At 51.6% G+C, this 19732-nt stretch carries 16 protein-coding genes and 1 pseudogene; 10 read left to right on the top strand and 7 right to left on the bottom strand.

Features of this window, described 5'->3' with window-relative positions:
• Positions 1–1287, top strand: a complete 1287-nt coding sequence (gene thrC / locus JQN59_RS19630) for a threonine synthase (protein ID WP_128316499.1) — start codon at positions 1–3, stop codon at positions 1285–1287.
• Between the two features lie 84 nt (positions 1288–1371).
• On the opposite strand, the gene yaaA is transcribed toward thrC, so the two are convergent.
• A complete protein-coding gene (gene yaaA / locus JQN59_RS19625; protein WP_048214979.1) occupies positions 1372–2145 on the bottom strand; it encodes a peroxide stress protein YaaA in 774 nt (257 codons plus the stop codon).
• Between the two features lie 77 nt (positions 2146–2222).
• On the bottom strand, positions 2223–3653 hold the full coding sequence (locus tag JQN59_RS19620) for an alanine/glycine:cation symporter family protein (protein WP_149607600.1): 1431 nt from the start codon (positions 3651–3653) through the stop codon (positions 2223–2225).
• A 273-nt stretch (positions 3654–3926) separates the two neighbouring features.
• Here JQN59_RS19620 and tal point away from each other — a divergent pair, with 273 nt between their 5' ends.
• From tal to JQN59_RS19605, 3 genes are all read left to right on the top strand, one after another.
• Positions 3927–4880 (top strand): transaldolase, encoded by a 954-nt coding sequence (gene tal, locus JQN59_RS19615; protein ID WP_003018974.1) that lies wholly within the window; start codon positions 3927–3929, stop codon positions 4878–4880.
• Between the two features lie 110 nt (positions 4881–4990).
• Entirely contained in the window at positions 4991–5578 is a 588-nt protein-coding gene (gene mog, locus JQN59_RS19610; RefSeq protein WP_149607601.1) for a molybdopterin adenylyltransferase, read from the top strand.
• Between the two features lie 124 nt (positions 5579–5702).
• Complete coding sequence (locus JQN59_RS19605; protein ID WP_204528145.1) at positions 5703–7010, top strand: MFS transporter; 1308 nt, start codon at positions 5703–5705, stop codon at positions 7008–7010.
• Positions 7011–7044: 34 nt separating this feature from the next.
• Here the strand turns inward: JQN59_RS19605 and satP are convergent, their stop codons facing one another.
• Together satP and JQN59_RS19595 are read right to left on the bottom strand one after the other, a co-directional pair.
• A complete protein-coding gene (gene satP / locus JQN59_RS19600; protein ID WP_003829744.1) occupies positions 7045–7611 on the bottom strand; it encodes an acetate uptake transporter in 567 nt (188 codons plus the stop codon).
• A gap of 364 nt (positions 7612–7975) precedes the next feature.
• Positions 7976–8380 (bottom strand): DUF2541 family protein, encoded by a 405-nt coding sequence (locus JQN59_RS19595; RefSeq protein ID WP_008786150.1) that lies wholly within the window; start codon positions 8378–8380, stop codon positions 7976–7978.
• Positions 8381–8764: 384 nt separating this feature from the next.
• On the opposite strand from JQN59_RS19595, the gene dnaK reads away from it, so the two are divergent.
• The 4 genes from dnaK (at position 8765) to nhaR (ending at position 14211) form a co-directional block, all read left to right on the top strand.
• Positions 8765–10687, top strand: a complete 1923-nt coding sequence (gene dnaK / locus JQN59_RS19590) for a molecular chaperone DnaK (protein WP_003829739.1) — start codon at positions 8765–8767, stop codon at positions 10685–10687.
• Positions 10688–10772: 85 nt separating this feature from the next.
• On the top strand, positions 10773–11906 hold the full coding sequence (dnaJ, locus tag JQN59_RS19585) for a molecular chaperone DnaJ (protein ID WP_008786151.1): 1134 nt from the start codon (positions 10773–10775) through the stop codon (positions 11904–11906).
• Between the two features lie 206 nt (positions 11907–12112).
• Entirely contained in the window at positions 12113–13279 is a 1167-nt protein-coding gene (gene nhaA / locus JQN59_RS19580) for a Na+/H+ antiporter NhaA (RefSeq protein WP_008786152.1), read from the top strand.
• A gap of 38 nt (positions 13280–13317) precedes the next feature.
• Entirely contained in the window at positions 13318–14211 is an 894-nt protein-coding gene (nhaR, locus tag JQN59_RS19575; protein WP_032942332.1) for a transcriptional activator NhaR, read from the top strand.
• 54 nt (positions 14212–14265) lie between these two features.
• Here nhaR and JQN59_RS19570 read toward each other — a convergent pair whose 3' ends face one another.
• The 3 genes from JQN59_RS19570 to rpsT form a co-directional block, all read right to left on the bottom strand.
• Positions 14266–16305 (bottom strand): glycoside hydrolase family 31 protein, encoded by a 2040-nt coding sequence (locus JQN59_RS19570; protein ID WP_128316494.1) that lies wholly within the window; start codon positions 16303–16305, stop codon positions 14266–14268.
• 43 nt (positions 16306–16348) lie between these two features.
• Positions 16349–17719: an MFS transporter gene (locus JQN59_RS19565; RefSeq protein WP_149607602.1), complete on the bottom strand. Its 1371-nt coding sequence runs from the start codon at positions 17717–17719 to the stop codon at positions 16349–16351.
• Positions 17720–18177: 458 nt separating this feature from the next.
• Positions 18178–18441: a 30S ribosomal protein S20 gene (gene rpsT, locus JQN59_RS19560; RefSeq protein ID WP_003018940.1), complete on the bottom strand. Its 264-nt coding sequence runs from the start codon at positions 18439–18441 to the stop codon at positions 18178–18180.
• 105 nt (positions 18442–18546) lie between these two features.
• Here rpsT and JQN59_RS27010 point away from each other — a divergent pair.
• Both JQN59_RS27010 and ribF read left to right on the top strand, forming a co-directional pair.
• Positions 18547–18762: pseudogene (locus JQN59_RS27010) on the top strand (DUF2575 domain-containing protein).
• 7 nt (positions 18763–18769) lie between these two features.
• The gene (gene ribF / locus JQN59_RS19555; protein ID WP_003829725.1) at positions 18770–19708 is read left to right on the top strand and encodes a bifunctional riboflavin kinase/FAD synthetase; all 939 of its coding nucleotides are present in this window, start codon (positions 18770–18772) and stop codon (positions 19706–19708) included.
• The last annotated feature ends 24 nt before the right edge of the window (positions 19709–19732 follow it).

Raw genomic sequence — 19732 nt, 5'->3', positions numbered from 1 at the left:
ATGAAACTGTATAATCTGAAAGATCACAACGAACAGGTCAGCTTTGCACAGGCCGTTACGCAAGGACTGGGCAAGAATCAGGGATTGTTTTTTCCGCACGATCTGCCGGAATTCAATCTGACAGAAGTGGATGAGATGCTGAACCAGGACTTCGTTAGCCGCAGCGCGAAGATCCTGTCCGCATTTATTGGGGATGAGATCCCTCAGGAAATTCTGGAAGAGCGCGTGCGTGCGGCATTTGCCTTTCCGGCTCCGGTTGCCCAGGTTGCCGAGGATGTCGGCTGTCTGGAACTGTTCCACGGCCCTACGCTTGCATTTAAAGACTTTGGCGGGCGCTTTATGGCGCAGATGCTGACGCACATCAGTGGCGACAAACCGGTAACGATTCTGACGGCGACCTCCGGAGACACCGGGGCGGCGGTTGCGCATGCCTTTTATGGCCTGAAAAATGTGCGCGTGGTGATCCTCTACCCGAACGGCAAGATCAGCCCATTACAGGAAAAACTGTTCTGTACGCTGGGCGGTAACATTGAAACTGTGGCGATTGATGGCGATTTTGATGCCTGCCAGGCGCTGGTGAAACAGGCGTTTGATGACGAAGAGCTGAAGGTGGCTCTGGGGCTGAACTCGGCTAACTCAATTAACATCAGCCGTCTGTTGGCGCAAATCTGTTACTATTTTGAGGCTGTGGCCCAACTGCCGCAAGAGGCGCGTAATCAACTGGTGATTTCCGTTCCCAGCGGTAACTTTGGCGATCTGACCGCCGGGCTGCTGGCGAAATCACTGGGCTTGCCGGTGAAGCGTTTTATCGCGGCGACTAACGTTAATGATACGGTTCCGCGCTTCCTTGCAGAAGGCGAGTGGGCACCGAAAGCGACTCAGGCAACGTTGTCGAATGCGATGGATGTCAGCCAGCCGAACAACTGGCCGCGCGTGGAAGAACTGTTCCGCCGTAAAATCTGGCGTCTGAATGAGCTGGGTTATGCCGCTGTTGACGATGCGACGACTCAGGACACGATGCGTGAGTTACATGAGATAGGCTACACCTCAGAACCACATGCAGCGGTGGCTTACCGCGCGCTGCGTGACCAACTGAACCCTGGCGAGTATGGCCTGTTCCTCGGTACTGCGCATCCGGCGAAGTTTAAAGAAAGCGTTGAAGAGATTCTTGACCTGACGCTGGCGTTGCCAAAAGAACTGGCGGAACGCGCGGACCTGCCGCTGCTTTCTCATCACCTGCCTGCTGATTTTGCTGCGCTGCGTAAGCTAATGATGACCCGCGGTTAACGGTTGTGCCCGCTGGCGCTTTGCATAGCGGGCCGACAAAACCTGTAGGCCGGATAAGGCGTTAGCCGTCATCCGGCCTTTTTACTATTGCTCGTGGCGTTTAAACACCAGTTCGCCGTTTCCTGATGCTTCTTCATCAAAGAAGTAGCCTTCGCTGTTAAATGCGGTCAGCTGTTCCGGTTGCGTTAAGCGGTTCTCAATAATGTAGCGACTCATCAGTCCGCGCGCTTTTTTGGCATAGAAGCTGATGACTTTAAACTTGCCGTTCTTCTCGTCGAGGAAGACCGGTTTGATAAGCTCAGCGTTGAGTTTTTTCGGCTTCACGGATTTAAAATACTCATCCGAGGCGAGGTTGATCACCACTCTGTCGCCTTGCGCTTCCAGCGCTTCGTTGAGTTTATCGGTGATGGTATCTCCCCAGAACTGGTAGAGATCTTTACCCTTCGCATTGGCCAGACGAATGCCCATCTCCAGACGGTAAGGCTGCATCAAATCCAGCGGACGCAAAACGCCGTACAACCCGGACAGCATCCGTAAATGCTGTTGAGCGAAGTCGAAATCCGCCTCGCTGAAGGTTTCAGCCTGCAACCCTGTATAGACGTCGCCTTTAAACGCCAGAATGGCCTGACGTGCATTGTCCGGCGTGAAGTCAGGCTGCCAGTCATGGAAACGGGTGGCGTTCAGATCCGCCAGCTTGTCGCTAATCCCCATCAGCTTGCCAATCTGCGGTGCAGAGAGCTGGCGTGCCACGTGAATAAGTTGCTGAGAGTGATCCAGCAACTCGGGCAGCGTATGACGTGTCGTTGCCAGCGGGCTTTGGTAGTCGAGCGTTTTTGCAGGTGAAATCAGAATCAGCATATCCAGTCCTTGCAGGAAATTTACTGCGACTTTAGCAAAAAAAACGACTGAATTGATCGATGGTTGCGATTGCCGCGCTATTCGCGCGGCGTTTCATCCCAGCTATCGGGTGCAAGCTGTTGTCTGATATCAGGATAACGGCGCGGATCGAATTCCGGGCGCACCCCGAGTTTTCGCTGGCGCAGATAGTCGCTGGCGATGGTATGTACAACCGGAGAAAGCAGCAGAATCGCCGTCAGGTTAGTAATGGCCATACAGGCCATGATGATGTCCGCAAGTTGCCAGACCAGCGGAAAACTGATTAACGTACCGCCAATAACGGTGCAAACGGTGGCAATACGTAATAACCAGATAACCCGAATGTTGTCCAGTTTCAGGAAAATGAGGTTGTTTTCCGCATAAATGTAGTTGGCGACGATAGAGCTAAAGGCAAACAGAATCACTATTAAGGCAACGAATCCGGCCCCCCATTCACCCGTCAGCGAGACCATGGCTCGTTGCAGCAACTGGATGCCTTCCATTGGCACATAAGTGGTGCCATTACCCGCCAGTAAAATGATCATTGCGCTGGCCGTACAAAGAATTAGCGTATCGCCCAATACACCAATCATTTGCACAATGCCTTGTGCGGCAGGGTGTGGCGGCCAGGATGCTGCCGAGGCAGCTGCGTTCGGGGTTGAGCCCATTCCGGCTTCATTAGAGAACATACCGCGCTGAAAACCGCTGGCAATGGCCTGGCTTAGCGTATACCCGGCGGCACCGGCCGCGGCTTCCTGCCAGCCAAAGGCGCTTTTTATGATGGTCATGATAATGCCGGGGAGCTGTCCGAAATGCCAAAGGCAGATGACGAGGCTACAACCGATCCACAGCAGCGCCATCATCGGAACAAACCATTGCATCAGGCGGGCAACGCCTTTAATGCCGCCGACGATGACCAGTAATGACACTATTGCCAGTGCGATACCGGAGAAGAGGGGAGGGATGTCAAAAGCAAAGGTCAACGCACGAGAGACTGAGTTTGCCTGCACGCTGTTAAAAATCAGGCCATAGGCAATGAGTAAAAAGATGGCAAACAGCACGCCCATCCAGCGCATGCCCAGTCCACGGGCCATATACCATGCAGGACCGCCGCGTAACTGTCCCTTGCTGTCGCGCTCTTTATACAGCTGGGCAAGGGAACATTCGGCGAATGAGGTTGCCATACCAATGACCGCCGAGACCCACATCCAGAAAATGGCTCCCGCGCCGCCGGCGGCGATCGCCAACGCCACACCCGCCAGATTTCCGCTACCGACGCGCGCGGCAAGACTGGTGCACAGAGCCTGAAAAGAAGTTAAACCGCCCGGCTGCGGGCTGATGCTGTTTTTAAGACTTTTGCCAAACTGGCGAATATAGCGGAACTGCACGAACCCTGTACGCCAGGTGAACCAACATCCTGCGCCAAGCAGGAGGTAGATCATCACCGATCCCCAGAGTATTTCATTAATAAATGAGAAAAAATCAGGCATTAACATCCCTCTTGTTGATGCCGGTAAGCGCGAATAATCCCGTGTAAGCGCTACCAATTATCGACCAGTATATACCTTATAAGGTGATTGATTGCGGGAGTTTACCATAACAATGGGTATATCTTTAATTGCGCATCACGGGCTGTGAGATGCGTAATCAGGGCTGAGCGGCGGGTCGGACAATCCAGGCGGTTGCGCTGAGAGTGCGTCGTGCTATCATCAGGGAAGATCGGTTACATCCCCCTAACAAGCTGTTTAAAGAGAATCGCTATCATGACGGACAAATTGACCTCCCTTCGTCAGTTCACCACAGTAGTGGCCGACACCGGAGACATCGCGGCAATGAAGCTGTATCAGCCTCAGGATGCCACAACTAACCCTTCTCTCATTCTTAACGCAGCGCAGATCCCAGAATACCGCAAGCTGATTGATGACGCTGTAGCCTGGGCTAAGCAGCAGAGCAACGACCGCGCACAGCAGATCGTCGACGCGACCGACAAACTGGCAGTAAATATCGGTCTGGAGATCCTGAAACTGGTCCCGGGTCGTATCTCCACTGAAGTTGACGCTCGTCTGTCCTACGACACCGACGCGTCCATTGCGAAAGCAAAACGTCTGATCAAAATGTACAACGATGCTGGCATCAGCAACGATCGCATTCTGATCAAACTGGCTTCAACCTGGCAGGGCATCCGTGCCGCTGAGCAGCTGGAAAAAGAAGGTATCAACTGTAACCTGACTCTGCTGTTCTCCTTCGCGCAGGCGCGCGCATGTGCAGAAGCTGGCGTATATCTGATTTCTCCGTTTGTTGGCCGTATTCTGGACTGGTACAAAGCCAACACTGACAAGAAAGAGTATGCACCGGCAGAAGATCCGGGTGTGGTTTCCGTAACGGAAATCTACGAGTACTACAAACAACACGGTTACGAAACCGTGGTGATGGGTGCGAGCTTCCGTAACATTGGCGAAATCATTGAGCTGGCAGGCTGCGATCGTCTGACGATTGCACCGGCACTGCTGAAAGAACTGGCGGAAAGCGAAGGCGCTATCGAACGTAAACTGTCCTTCTCCGGCGAAGTGAAAGCGCGCCCTGCACGCATCACTGAAGCTGAGTTCCTGTGGCAGCACAACCAGGATCCGATGGCTGTAGACAAACTGGCGGACGGTATCCGTAAGTTTGCTGTAGACCAGGGTAAACTGGAAAAAATGATCGGCGATCTGCTGTAATCATTAACGCGTGGCCCTGATATGGGTCACGCTACCTCTTCTGAAACCTGTCTGTCCTTCCCTTCGCAGTGTATCATTCTGTTTAACGAGACTGTTTAAACGGAATAATCATGAATACTTTACGCATTGGCCTGGTTTCCATTTCTGACCGTGCTTCCAGCGGCGTTTACCAGGATAAAGGTATCCCGGCCCTTGAAGAGTGGTTGGCATCTGCCCTTATCACCCCTTTTGAGCTGCAAACGCGACTGATCCCGGATGAACAGGCGATCATCGAACAGACCTTATGCGAGCTGGTGGATGAAATGAGCTGTCATCTGGTGCTGACTACCGGCGGAACGGGGCCGGCCCGCCGCGATGTAACGCCTGATGCCACGCTGGCCGTAGCCGACCGCCAGATGCCGGGCTTTGGCGAGCAGATGCGCCAGATAAGCCTGCACTTTGTGCCAACGGCTATTCTCTCCCGCCAGGTTGGTGTGATTCGTAAACAGGCGTTGATTCTGAATCTGCCAGGGCAGCCGAAATCGATCAAAGAAACGCTGGAAGGCGTGAAAGATGCCGACGGTAAGGTTATCGTGCCGGGTATATTTGCAAGTGTACCGTATTGTATACAGCTGCTGGATGGGCCGTATGTGGAAACTGCACCGGCAGTTGTAGCATCTTTTCGTCCTAAAAGCGCAATTCGCGATACAAACACCTGAAAGTAGCCCGATCGTGACATAAGTGCCAATGACAGTGGAGTATTGAATTGTTTACGATATAGTAATTTTTGCTTTACATATATCGACAGACAGATTCAATAACTCCACTGACTCATGGTTTGCTATGTCACAACACACTCGACCGCTGAATCGCCAGGATTATAAAACTCTTACGCTTGCTGCCCTCGGCGGTGCGCTTGAGTTTTATGATTTCATTATCTTCGTCTTCTTTGCCGCTGTTGTTGGCGAACTCTTCTTCCCGGCAGACATTCCTGAATGGCTACGCCAGGTGCAAACCTTCGGCATTTTTGCCGCCGGATATCTGGCGCGTCCGCTGGGTGGCATCATCATGGCGCACTTTGGCGATCTGGTCGGGCGTAAGAAAATGTTCACCCTGAGCATTTTGCTGATGGCGATACCGACGCTGGCGATTGGTCTTTTGCCTACCTACGCCTCAATGGGGATCCTCGCGCCGCTGCTGTTACTGCTGATGCGTATTTTGCAAGGCGCTGCCATCGGCGGAGAAGTGCCCGGCGCGTGGGTGTTCGTTGCGGAGCACGTACCGGAGCGCCGCATCGGCATTGCCTGTGGCACGCTGACCGCCGGGCTGACGGTGGGGATTCTGCTGGGATCGGTGGTTGCGACGCTGGTGAATACCAGCCTGACGCAGCAGGCGGTGCATGACTACGGCTGGCGTATCCCGTTCCTGCTGGGTGGCGTGTTTGGGCTGGTGGCGATGTACCTGCGTCGCTGGTTGCAGGAAACGCCCATCTTCCTCGAAATGCAGCAGCGTAAAGCGCTGGCGCAAGAGCTACCGGTGAAGTCGGTGGTGAGCAAACATAAAAAAGCGATGGTCATTTCCATGCTGCTGACCTGGCTGTTATCGGCCGGGATTGTGGTGGTGATCCTGATGTCGCCAGTCTGGTTGCAGAAGCAGTATGGTTTTGCACCGGCGTTGACGTTACAAGCCAACAGTGTCGCGACCATTATGCTGTGCGTCGGCTGTCTGCTGGCAGGGTTTATTGTCGATCGGGTCGGCGCCAGCAAAACCTTTATTGTCGGCAGCCTGCTGCTGGCCTGTTCAAGCTGGTTTTTCTATCATCTGACCGGTAGCCATCCTCAGCACTTGTTCTTGTTATACGGGCTGGTAGGGTTGTGCGTTGGCGTGGTGGGGGCTGTACCTTATGTGATGGTGCGGGCGTTTCCGGCGGAGGTCCGCTTTACCGGAATCTCCTTTTCTTACAACGTGTCGTACGCCATTTTTGGTGGTCTGACACCAATCGCCGTGACGATGTTAATGAGCGTGTCGCCAATGGCTCCGGCCTGGTATGTCCTGGCGTTATCGCTGGTGGGGTTAGGTCTGGGGATTTGGCTGCGACAGGATATTTATCATCGCGATACGAGCGTGCAGGGCGAGTTACAGCGCTTGTAAGGAATATCCCCCCGTCCGGGGGGATAGCGTCAGATTAGTGCGCTTCACCGATCGGCAGGATGGTACGGCCAAACTGTTCGTTCAGCACTTCACCCATCGCCAGGTAAATGGCGCTTGCGCCACACACTAAGCCAATCCAGCCAGCAACGTGAATGATCGCTTCGTTACCTGCAATGTTGCCGACCGCCAGCAGTGCGAACAGCACTGTCAGGCTCAGGAAGACAAACTGCAACGCGCGGTTAGCTTTCAGCGTGCCGAAGAACATGAACAGTGTGAACACGCCCCACAGACCCAGGTATACGCCCAGGAACTGACCATTGGTTGCATCCGCCAGGCCCATTTTCGGCATGATTAGGATTGCAACCAGCGTCAGCCAGAACGAACCGTAGGAGGTAAAGGCGGTTAAACCGAAGGTATTGCCCTTTTTATATTCCAGCAGACCGGCAAATATTTGCGCGATACCGCCGTAGAAAATGCCCATCGCCAGAATAATAACGTCAAAGGCGAAGAAACCCGCGTTGTGCAGGTTAAGCAGAATGGTGGTCATGCCAAAGCCCATCAGGCCCAGCGGTGCCGGATTAGCCAACTTAGTGTTGCCCATAATTCCTCAAAATCATCATTGATTGAATGGTGAAATAGTTTCCCCAAATAACGATCACTGTCTTCGGGGCGCGGCATGATAATCAGGGGAGAGGGCACTGTCTATGATCTAACGAAGGGAAAATGAATTATTTTCCCTGTGATGGGCATCACGCTTATGCATGGTTGAGCATTTTGCTAAGACAGACGATTTGAAGTACCACCGGGAACTGAGGGATTTGGTGGACGATCTGGTGAGAAATACCCATCGCCAGATGGCGCTGCTTCATGGGCGCGGCAGTGGTTATTCCAGTTCAATGGCTTTCACATCAACCGCGTGTCTGCCCCGCATGTTTTCTATGGCTTCTGAATCAAAATGTGCAGAATTAATCGTCGCCAATAACTTTCAGCGTTGCCATGTCAGAGGAGTTTACTGACTGGCCTGAGAAGGTGATTTTAGACACGCAGCGTTTATTGTCGTTGTCGCTATTAATAGAGATCCAGTTGGTCGTTTGTCCCTCTTTAATGGATGACGGGACGTTCAGGCTTTGGCTGGAAGTGCGTACTGCTTTGAAGTAGACGGATGCGCCGTTAAGTTTAATATCACCGCGATCGGCGGTGAGCTGAATGCGCTTCACCACCCGGCAAACGGGAATTCTCAGCGTGAGGTCGTTGGTTGCATTGCGGGGCATCGCAATCATACCCAGAACTTTATGATCGTTAGCGTGCGCAGCGCTGCTCAGCAGCAGGCCCATAAGCAGGCTGGTTGAAAGGGTTAACACGGATTTCATGGAATTTCTCTTTGACGGCTGTAAAAGTGTGTGACATCAGACCATCTTACCGCCGACGGGAAACCGTTTCATGGTCGTAATCTTTTCTTTTTATTACAATTTTCACATGAATGGCCGTGCTGGTTTTGATTTGTTTTGTGAATTGTTTTTGATTGGAAACTATTCGTTTTTTTGCCTTTCTGCCTTGTTACCTTAATTTTATCGCCACTGTGCTAAAAAAAATTTTCATGCCCCCCTTGATGACGTGGGTTACGACCCCATCTTGTAGACAACCGCAGTGGTGAGTCTGAAAAAAAACGATTCAGGGTAGTTGAAACCGCACGTTTCGCCCTTATTACAGATTCACAACCACATGATGACCGAATTTTTAGTGGAGACGTTTAGATGGGTAAAATTATTGGTATCGACCTGGGTACTACCAACTCTTGTGTAGCGATTATGGATGGCACTACTGCACGTGTGCTGGAGAACGCCGAGGGCGATCGCACCACGCCTTCTATCATTGCTTATACCCAGGATGGTGAAACTCTGGTTGGTCAGCCGGCTAAACGTCAGGCAGTGACAAACCCGCAAAACACCCTGTTTGCGATTAAACGCCTGATTGGCCGCCGCTTCCAGGACGAAGAAGTACAGCGTGATGAAGCCATCATGCCGTACAAAATCATCGGTGCTGACAACGGTGATGCATGGATTGACGTAAAAGGTCAGAAAATGGCACCGCCGCAGATTTCTGCTGAAGTGCTGAAAAAAATGAAGAAAACGGCTGAAGATTACCTGGGCGAACCGGTAACTGAAGCGGTTATCACCGTACCTGCATACTTCAACGATGCTCAGCGTCAGGCAACCAAAGATGCTGGCCGTATCGCAGGTCTGGAAGTAAAACGTATCATCAACGAACCGACCGCAGCGGCACTGGCTTACGGTCTGGATAAAGAAGTCGGCAACCGTACTATCGCGGTTTATGACCTCGGTGGTGGTACTTTCGATATCTCTATTATCGAAATCGACGAAGTTGACGGCGAAAAAACTTTCGAAGTTCTGGCAACCAACGGTGATACCCACCTGGGTGGTGAAGACTTCGACAGTCGTATGATCAACTACCTGGTTGACGAATTTAAGAAAGATCAGGGTATCGATCTGCGTAATGACCCGCTGGCGATGCAGCGTCTGAAAGAAGCCGCTGAGAAAGCGAAGATCGAACTGTCTTCCGCTCAGCAGACCGACGTGAACCTGCCGTACATTACTGCAGACGCGACTGGTCCGAAACACATGAACATCAAAGTGACCCGTGCGAAACTGGAAAGCCTGGTTGAAGACCTGGTTAACCGTTCTATCGAGCCGCTGAAAGTTGCTCTGCAGGATGCTGGTCTGTCTGTTTCCGACGTTCAGGACGTTATCCTGGTCGGTGGTCAGACTCGTATGCCGATGGTACAGAAGAAAGTTGCTGAGTTCTTCGGTAAAGAGCCGCGTAAAGACGTTAACCCGGACGAAGCAGTGGCAATCGGTGCTGCCGTTCAGGGTGGTGTATTGACCGGTGATGTGAAAGACGTGCTGCTGTTGGACGTTACCCCGCTGTCTCTGGGTATCGAAACCATGGGTGGCGTGATGACTCCACTGATCGCGAAAAACACCACTATCCCGACCAAGCACAGCCAGGTGTTCTCTACCGCTGAAGACAACCAGTCTGCGGTAACCATCCACGTGCTGCAGGGTGAACGTAAACGCGCCGCTGATAACAAAGATCTGGGTCAGTTTAACCTGGATGGTATCAGCCCGGCTCCGCGCGGTATGCCGCAGATCGAAGTTACTTTTGACATCGATGCCGACGGTATCCTGCACGTTTCCGCGAAAGACAAAAACAGCGGTAAAGAGCAGAAGATCACCATCAAGGCTTCTTCTGGTCTGAACGAAGAAGAAATTCAGAAAATGGTTCGCGAAGCAGAAGCGAACGCAGAATCTGACCGTAAGTTTGAAGAGCTGGTTCAGACTCGTAACCAGGGTGACCATCTGTTGCACAGCACTCGTAAGCAGGTTGAAGAAGCAGGCGACAAACTGCCGGCTGACGACAAAACTGCCATCGAGTCTGCACTGACCGCGCTGGAAACTTCTCTGAAAGGCGAAGACAAAGCGGATATCGAAGCGAAAATGCAGGCGCTGGCACAGGTTTCCCAGAAACTGATGGAAATCGCTCAGCAGCAGCACGCACAGCAGCAGGCTGGTGCAGCAGGCGCTGATGCTTCTGCAAACAACGCGAAAGATGACGACGTTGTCGACGCCGAGTTTGAAGAAGTGAAAGACAAAAAATAATCGCCCTTTGAACGGGTAATTACTGGCACGGGCGAAGAGGTTTCCTCTCCGCCCGTGCACGCATGTTAGGGGCAGATAAAAAGAGATGGCTAAGCAAGACTATTACGAGATTTTAGGCGTTTCCAAATCAGCGGAAGAGCGTGAAATCAAAAAGGCCTACAAGCGCCTGGCCATGAAATATCACCCGGACCGCAACCAGGGTGATAAAGAGGCCGAAGCCAAGTTTAAAGAGATCAAAGAAGCGTACGAAATCCTGACCGATGCGCAAAAACGTGCGGCTTACGATCAGTACGGTCATGCTGCGTTTGAGCAAGGCGGCATGGGCGGCGGCGGCGGTTTTGGCGGCGGGGCTGACTTCAGCGATATCTTTGGTGACGTGTTTGGCGATATCTTTGGCGGCGGTCGTGGTCGTCAGCGCGCCTCACGTGGTGCTGATTTACGTTACAACATGGATCTCACTCTGGAAGAAGCCGTGCGTGGCGTCACCAAAGAGATCCGTATTCCGACTCTGGAAGAGTGTGACGTCTGCCACGGTAGCGGTGCGAAGGCAGGTACTCAGCCACAGACCTGTCCAACCTGTCACGGTTCTGGTCAGGTACAGATGCGTCAGGGCTTTTTTGCCGTACAGCAGACCTGTCCACACTGTCAGGGCCGCGGTACGCTGATCAAAGATCCGTGCAACAAATGCCACGGTCATGGTCGCGTTGAGAAAAGCAAAACGCTGTCCGTTAAGATCCCTGCAGGGGTTGATACCGGCGACCGCATTCGTTTAGCGGGCGAAGGTGAAGCCGGTGAACATGGTGCGCCAGCAGGTGATTTGTACGTTCAGGTGCAGGTAAAACAGCACCCAATTTTCGAACGTGAAGGCAATAACCTGTACTGCGAAGTACCGATTAACTTTGCGATGGCTGCGCTGGGCGGCGAGATTGAAGTCCCGACGCTGGATGGTCGCGTGAAGCTAAAAATTCCGGGCGAAACGCAAACTGGCAAACTTTTCCGCATGCGTGGAAAGGGCGTCAAGTCTGTACGCGGTGGCGCTCAGGGCGACCTGCTGTGCCGCGTGGTGGTTGAAACCCCAGTTGGCCTGAACGACAAGCAGAAGCAACTGCTGAAAGATTTGCAGGACAGCTTTGGCGGCCCGACCGGCGAACAAAACAGTCCGCGCTCCAAAAGTTTCTTCGACGGTGTGAAGAAGTTTTTTGACGATCTGACGCGCTAATTCGCAGTTTTATCTCGAATAAAAAGCCTGGGACTGAAAAGTCTCAGGCTTTTTTATTTCTGTTTTCCGCTCGGAAAATCTTCATCGGCTTTCTCTGTATAGATCGTAAAAACCGATCTATCAATCACAAATAATCTAATTTTAACGAGCTTTTTGAGGGTGTAAGATAGTATTTACGAAGTATTCACCCAATAGAGAGAATAAAAGTGAAACATCTGCATCGTTTTTTTAGTAGTGACGCCTCGGGGGGCATCATTCTGATCATCGCAGCCGTGGTCGCTATGCTGATGGCAAATATCGGGGTTACCAGTGGATGGTACCACGCCTTTTTGGAAACGCCCGTTCAACTGCGGGTTGGCGCGCTTGAGATCAACAAAAATATGCTGCTGTGGATCAACGACGCGTTGATGGCGGTGTTCTTCCTGTTGATTGGTCTGGAAGTAAAGCGCGAGTTAATGCAAGGTTCGCTGGCCAGTCTGCGTCAGGCGGCGTTCCCGATCATTGCTGCTATCGGGGGCATGATTGTCCCGGCGCTGCTGTACCTGGCATTCAACTATGCCGATCCCATCACCCGTGAAGGGTGGGCGATCCCGGCGGCAACGGATATCGCTTTTGCGTTAGGTGTGCTGGCGTTGTTGGGCAGCCGTGTACCTCTGGCGTTGAAAATCTTCCTGATGGCGCTGGCGATTATTGATGACCTCGGCGCTATCGTCATCATCGCACTGTTCTATACCAGCGACCTCTCGCTGCTGTCGCTGGGCGTTGCCGCGTGCGCAATCCTTGTTTTGGCAGGATTGAATCTGTGCGGAGTGAGACGCACCGGTATTTATATTCTGGTCGGCGTAGTGCTGTGGACTGCCGTACTGAAGTCTGGCGTGCATGCAACTCTGGCGGGCGTGATCGTGGGCTTCTTCATTCCGTTGAAGGAAAAACACGGACGTTCACCGGCGAAGCGACTGGAGCATGTTCTGCATCCATGGGTGGCATATCTTATCCTGCCGCTGTTTGCCTTCGCCAATGCGGGCGTTTCGCTGCAGGGCGTCACTATTGATGGACTGACCTCGATATTACCGCTGGGGATCATTGCGGGTTTGTTGATCGGTAAGCCGTTGGGTATCAGTCTATTTTGCTGGCTGGCGTTACGCCTCAAGGTGGCGCAATTGCCGGAAGGAACGAATTTCCAGCAGATTATGGCGGTCGGTATTCTTTGCGGTATTGGCTTTACGATGTCGATTTTTATTGCCAGCCTGGCGTTTGGCAACGTCGATCCTGAGCTGATTAACTGGGCGAAACTGGGGATCCTGATCGGCTCCTTGTTGTCGGCAGTGATAGGTTACTGCTGGTTACGTGCCCGGTTGAACGCATCAGCCTGACGGGATAACCCTTTCGTGACAATTTTCAGGGAGAGAGTATGTCTCATATAAATTACAACCATCTGTACTACTTTTGGCATGTCTATAAAGAAGGGTCAGTGGTTGGTGCAGCAGAAGCGCTTTATCTGACACCGCAGACCATTACCGGGCAGATTAAAGCGCTTGAGGAACGCTTACAGGGAAAATTGTTTAAGCGGAAGGGGCGTGGACTGGAGCCCAGTGAGTTAGGTGAATTAGTTTTTCGCTATGCGGACAAAATGTTCACGTTAAGCCAGGAAATGCTGGATATCGTGAACTACCGCAAAGAGTCTAATTTACTGTTCGATGTTGGCGTGGCGGATGCGCTATCGAAGCAGTTGGTCAGCAGCGTACTGGATGCCGCTGTGGTTGAAGATGAACAAATCCATCTGCGTTGTTTTGAGTCAACGCACGAGATGCTGTTGGATCAACTCAGCCAGCATAAGCTGGATATGATTATCTCCGACTGTCCGATTGATTCTACGCAGCAGGAAGGGTTGTTCTCAGTGCGGATAGGCGAATGCAGCGTGAGTTTTTGGTGCACCAAACCGCTGCCTGAGAAACCATTCCCGGCCTGTCTTGAAGAGCGTCGGTTGCTGATCCCAGGGCGCCGTTCGATGCTCGGACGTAAGCTGCTGAACTGGATCAACTCACAAGGATTGAATGTCGAAATCCTCGGTGAGTTTGATGACGCTGCGCTGATGAAAGCGTTTGGCGCAACGCATAATGCTATTTTTGTTGCACCTACTCTGTATTCGCACAATTTCTATGCCGATGATTCTATTGTTGAAATTGGACGCGTAGAAAATGTGATGGAAGAGTATCACGCCATATTTGCGGAAAGAATGATCCAGCATCCGGCGGTGCAGCGTATTTGCAATGCGGACTACTCGGCATTGTTCAAGCCACAGTAGACATACTTACCGTAATACTTCCGGCTGCGGTACTCACCCGCAGCCGGTTTCATGCTATAGCCTCAATAAGCTACGATACTGCCCACCTTCGCGGATAAATACCGGAATTTTGTTCAATGGCGCGGCATAGTGCAACGTTTGCCCTCCCGAATAACTCTCGCCGGTCGTAAGATCCGTCCATGTTTCCCCTTCCGGTAGCCAGATATCACGTTCGCGCATGCCTTCATGCATTACGGGGGCAATCAGCAGGTCAGGACCAAAACAGTACTGGTCGGTGATTGCCCAACTTGTTTCCTGTTCGGGGAAATCAAAAAACAGGGGGCGCATCACTGGCGTATTGTGCTTATGGGTTTCCTCCATCAGCGCTTTGATATAGGGCTTCAGTTTCTCTCGCAACGCCAGGCAACCCGTCAGTACGTCGCACACGTCCTCACCGTAGCTCCAGACTTCGTTCGGTGCACCGGTAGGACACTGGGCGATGCCATCCCGGTACGGTTGTTCCGGTAAAATCTGCGGATCGCGGTTGCCGTGCAGACGCATCACCGGGCTAAATACGCCCCACTGGAACCAGCGGATCAGCAGTTCATGGAAATGTGGGTCGTGAATATTACCGCCATGAAAACCACCGATATCCGTCGTCCACCACGGGATCCCCGCGATTCCCATATTGAGTCCGGCGGCAAACTGGTTGCGTAGCGATCTAAACGAGGAGTGAATATCACCTGACCAGACCAGTGCGCCGTACTTTTGACTGCCGGCCCAGGCGCAGCGTAGCAGGTTGATAACCTTATCTTCACCATCGGCTTTCATGCCATCAAAAAAGGTTTTGGCGTACATTCGCGGGTAGATATTGCCCACTTCCAGTACCGGCCCGGCATGGTAGCGATAGTTGTCATAGTCATAAACGCTGAACTCAGGTTCGGCTTCGTCTAACCAGAATAGCTTCACGCCTTTATCATAATAGTTGCGTTTGGCTTTGCCCCAGACGTAGTCCCGCGCACCCGGATGGGTAGCATCAAAGAAAGTGGTGTTGCCGAGGAAATCCATATTGATCGGCAAGCCACGTTCCGTTTGTACCAGCCAGCCGTTTTCGCGCATCTCCCGATAGCTTTCGGTGCGGTTATCCACCGTCGGCCAGACGGAGACCATCAGCTCAATTCCCAGCGATTTCAGCTCGGCAATCATGGCATCAGGATCGGGCCAGTCTCGTGCATCGAACATCCAGTCACCCTGATTCGGCCAGTGAAAGAAGTCGATAACGATCACCGAGATAGGCAGATTGCGGCGCTTATATTCGCGGGCAACCTCCAGCAGCTCTTCCTGCGTCCGATAGCGGAGTTTGCACTGCCAGAATCCCATGGCGTAGTCCGGCATCATCGGCGGTGTGCCGGTAGCCAGCGCGTAAGCCCGGCTAATTTCTGCCGGGGTATCGCCAGCCGTGATCCAGTAGTCCAGCTGTTCGCTGACCTGTGCTTCCCATTCGGTAACGTTGTGGGCAAAGGTTACGCGCCCGACTGCCGGGTTGTTCCATAAAAATCCGTAGCCCAGACTGGAGAGCATAAACGGTACTGAGGCCTGGGAGTTACGTTGCGCCAGCTCAAGAACGCATCCTTTGAGATCCAGGTTAGCCTGTTGATACTGCCCCATACCATAAATTTTTTCCCCTTCGGTGGCTTCGAAGCGGGCTTTAAGTGAATATTTCCCACCCTGAATAGGTCGGAATTCGCGCCCTTCAAGGTTGAGTGCGCTGACGTACTGGCCGTGAGAAGATTCATCCTCGCCAATTTCGCCCCGCAAGCGCCAGAACTCCTGCAACAGAGGTTTGTGTGGATGACGGTAAAAGGTCACTTGTCCTTTTTGATTGACGATAGCGATAATTTTGCCGTTGGTCAGCGTCGCCTGGTGTTGCTCATAATCAATGTGGCAGTGGCTTTCTGCGACTGGCTCAGTCAATGCCCAGTCTTCATTTCTCATTACCGGCAGATGACGGCCACTGCGTACGCGCAGGCTGTTCTCGCCCCAGGGTTCAATCCATAAATAGCGATCGTTTTGCTGCCAGACCAGGCGACGCGGGTCATGTTGCATAAATGGCATGGTTTTGCCTCCCATATTTCGAGGGTGAAGGTAAAGATCGTTTTTAGTTGATGGTTTCCAGATCGTGGCGAATCTTCTCTTCCATCGCTTCGTATTTACGAAAGAAAAGTAGTGGGATCGCTGCGAGCGCGAAGAGTAGGGCGGGTGCCCAGATAAAGGCCCAGGTAATTCCCTCCAGACCCGCAGCACTCTGGGCATGGTTGGGGACATAGCCAAAACAGTTCATGATCCAGGCAGCGAAAGCGGTACCGAGGCCACTACCCATCTTGATGCAGAAGGTGCTGCCGAAGGCGATAAGAATGCCGGTAGCTTTAATACCCGTCTTCCAGGCACCGAAATCGACGGCGAAGCCCAGCATGGCAAACGGCATTGAGCAGGCGATACCGCTGCCGATATTGCCGAGTATCCAGGCGGCGATGAGAAAAGGAATGTTATCTGCTGCCAGCCACATCATGACGCCGCCAAGCGCGGCGACCAGCAGACCGCCTACCCATATCCATGTTTTAGCCAGGTATTTGCTAAAGAAGGGGATAGCGATGATAAACAGGATCTGAATTGTCGCCAGGCTATTAATCAGCGGAACCAGATCTTTGCGGTCGAGATTGTAGGTCAGATAGTAGACAATCGTTGTGGAGCGTTGTTGTAGGGCAATCCAGAAGATCAGGTTTGCCAGCACCATCAGGATCCATGGCCAGTTGCCTTTCATTGCCGCAAAACTCTTTTTCATCGGCAATTTAGGTTCTTGCTGAATTTTATCCGTATCCATTTCACGGATATTTTTAAAGGCGAAAAGCGTTAGCGAACAGGATATTACGGCAAATATAATCGCCGTATAAATAAAACCCGCATGATCATTTCCGTTACCTAAAAAAGCAACTAACGGCAGTGCAGTCGCATTCATTAATAAAACCCCAACCTGCCCACCGGTCATTCGCCAGGAATTTAAAACCAGTCTTTCCTTAGGAGATAAGGTCATCAGAGGTAATATTGCACTGAGTGGTGTATTAAGTCCGGTAAATAGAATGCTAGCAATCATATAAGATATTGCTGCATAGATAGCTTTTCCGGTCATACTGATATCAGGAGACCAAAATGACAGGGCGCTGAATACGGCAAAAGGTAATGGCAACCATAAAAACCAGGGGCGGCATTTACCGTAACGCGAACGCGTTTTATCGATGATGATCCCCCATATGGGGGCGTCTATGCCATCGACAATACGCGCCAGCAGCAGGATGACGCCTGCTACAGCGAGGCTAATACCTGCAACGTCTGTGTAGAAATATAAAATGTAAGTTGAACCGAAACAATACAGCAGATTACCCGCCACATCCAAAGAGCCGTAGCTAATACGCTGTAGTAAAGATAATGATGTTGACCCGCATGACTGGGTATCCTCAATAACAGAACTCATAATAATAACTCCGATACTGGAACGATACGCCCAGAAAAACAGCTTCTACTTTCCAAGCAAGTTTTAAATATTATTTTTATGTCGTTACTGAATTTATCCTCAGATTAAAATGAGTGAGTAAGGTGTACATGAAAAGTAGTTAACCCTACCGCGGCAATCAATTATCAAATCTTACATCAGGATTGCGTTTATTCGTTTTTGAATGAACGATGTTTCTATTTGCTAAGGTGGTCACAGTTTTATTAATAATGAAATAAAAAAAGGAAAACAGTGAAAGAAAATAACTTTCAAGTATTACGCGACGCGACTGAGGATGGGAGAGCTGAAAAAACAGGCTGGTCAGGAAGAGCGTGAACGAGCGAGAACAACATCAGTGGCTAAAGAGAAAAACGTCAGATAGCAGGCATAAAAAAACCCGCTTGCGCGGGTTTTTTCACAAAGCGACAACAAGCAGGTGATTAAGCCAGTTTGTTGATCTGTGCAGTCAGGTTTGCTTTATGACGTGCAGCTTTGTTTTTGTGGATCAGACCTTTAGCAGCCTGACGGTCCACGATTGGTTGCATTTCGTTAAATGCTTTCAGTGCAGTAGCTTTGTCGCCAGCTTCGATAGCTGCGTATACTTTCTTGATGAAAGTACGCATCATAGAGCGACGGCTAGCGTTGTGCTTGCGGGCCTTTTCAGACTGAACGGCGCGCTTCTTAGCTGATTTGATATTAGCCAAGGTCCAACTCCCAAATGTGTTCTATATGGACAATTCAAAGGCCGAGGAATATGCCCTTTTAGCCTTCTTTTGTCAATGGATTTGTGCAAATAAGCGCCGTTTAAATTGCAGCACTCGTTGCGTAGTGATGGCGCAGGATTCTACCAGCTTGCGTGGCGTGAATACAGCTTTTCCACGAGAAAAATTGCATTGGCGTGCCCATGAAGGTCTGCAATTTGTTTCATAACAATGAAAACAATCCTCTTTCTGTTTCGTAGAAACAATCGCCGGTTAACGTTGACCGCGGTACAGGGTATACTTTCACGATTTTCACTGTTTTGAGCCAGACATGAAGCTGATACGAGGCATACATAATCTCAGTCAGGCCCCGCATGGGTGTGTGCTGACTATTGGTAATTTCGACGGCGTGCACCGTGGCCACCGTGCGTTGCTGCAGGGTTTACGGGAAGAAGGGCGCAAACGCAATTTACCGGTGATGGTGATGATTTTCGAGCCGCAGCCGCTAGAGCTGTTTGCGACCGACAAGTCACCTGCGCGCCTCACTCGCCTGCGCGAAAAACTGCGTTATCTGGCGGAATGCGGCGTGGACTACGTGCTGTGCGTGCGTTTTGACAGGCGCTTTGCGGCATTAACGGCGCAGACCTTCATCAGCGATCTGCTGGTTAAGCGCCTTGGTGTACAATTTCTTGCCGTTGGTGATGATTTCCGCTTTGGCGCTAGCCGTGCGGGCGATTTCTTGTTATTACAGGAAGCGGGCGCTGAGTATGGTTTTGATATCACCAGCACCCAAACCTTCTGCGAAGGCGGTGTGCGCATTAGCAGCACTGCGGTACGTCAGGCGCTGGCAGAAGATAACCTGCAACTGGCCGAAAGCCTGCTTGGGCATCCTTTTACTATCTCAGGACGTGTCGTTCACGGTGATGAATTAGGGCGCACCATCGGTTTTCCGACGGCAAACTTACCGCTGCGTCGCCAGGTTTCTCCGGTGAAAGGGGTTTATGCGGTTGAAGTGATGGGACTGGGCGATAAACCGTTGCCCGGCGTCGCCAACATCGGCACCCGCCCGACGGTAGCAGGCGTACGCCAACAGTTGGAAGTGCATCTATTGGACGTTGTAATGGACCTGTATGGTCGCCATATAGATGTAGTACTGCGTAAAAAAATACGCAGTGAACAGCGATTTGCCTCGCTGGATGAGCTAAAAGCGCAGATTGCGCGTGATGAGTTGACTGCCCGTGAATTTTTTGGGCTAACAAAACCGGCTTAATGCCTATACGAGTTTTAAATACGG

The sequence above is a fragment of the Citrobacter sp. B72 genome, from assembly GCF_016894305.1.
In the GTDB taxonomy this organism is placed as follows: Bacteria; Pseudomonadota; Gammaproteobacteria; order Enterobacterales; family Enterobacteriaceae; genus Citrobacter; species Citrobacter portucalensis.
Note: the sequence above shows the minus strand (reverse complement) of the source record. Positions and strands in the feature narration are given on the sequence as shown.

Bases quoted from the DNA above. Each gene is read 5' to 3' on its own strand.
- dnaK (WP_003829739.1), top strand. From the start codon at position 8,765: ATGGGTAAAATTATTGGTATCGACCTGGGTACTACCAACTCTTGTGTA.
- satP (WP_003829744.1), bottom strand. From the start codon at position 7,611: ATGGGCAACACTAAGTTGGCTAATCCGGCACCGCTGGGCCTGATGGGC.
- thrC (WP_128316499.1), top strand. From the start codon at position 1: ATGAAACTGTATAATCTGAAAGATCACAACGAACAGGTCAGCTTTGCA.
- dnaJ (WP_008786151.1), top strand. From the start codon at position 10,773: ATGGCTAAGCAAGACTATTACGAGATTTTAGGCGTTTCCAAATCAGCG.
- yaaA (WP_048214979.1), bottom strand. From the start codon at position 2,145: ATGCTGATTCTGATTTCACCTGCAAAAACGCTCGACTACCAAAGCCCG.
- tal (WP_003018974.1), top strand. From the start codon at position 3,927: ATGACGGACAAATTGACCTCCCTTCGTCAGTTCACCACAGTAGTGGCC.
- ribF (WP_003829725.1), top strand. From the start codon at position 18,770: ATGAAGCTGATACGAGGCATACATAATCTCAGTCAGGCCCCGCATGGG.
- nhaR (WP_032942332.1), top strand. From the start codon at position 13,318: ATGTCTCATATAAATTACAACCATCTGTACTACTTTTGGCATGTCTAT.
- JQN59_RS19570 (WP_128316494.1), bottom strand. From the start codon at position 16,305: ATGCCATTTATGCAACATGACCCGCGTCGCCTGGTCTGGCAGCAAAAC.
- JQN59_RS19565 (WP_149607602.1), bottom strand. From the start codon at position 17,719: ATGAGTTCTGTTATTGAGGATACCCAGTCATGCGGGTCAACATCATTA.
- JQN59_RS19620 (WP_149607600.1), bottom strand. From the start codon at position 3,653: ATGCCTGATTTTTTCTCATTTATTAATGAAATACTCTGGGGATCGGTG.
- mog (WP_149607601.1), top strand. From the start codon at position 4,991: ATGAATACTTTACGCATTGGCCTGGTTTCCATTTCTGACCGTGCTTCC.
- JQN59_RS19605 (WP_204528145.1), top strand. From the start codon at position 5,703: ATGTCACAACACACTCGACCGCTGAATCGCCAGGATTATAAAACTCTT.
- JQN59_RS19595 (WP_008786150.1), bottom strand. From the start codon at position 8,380: ATGAAATCCGTGTTAACCCTTTCAACCAGCCTGCTTATGGGCCTGCTG.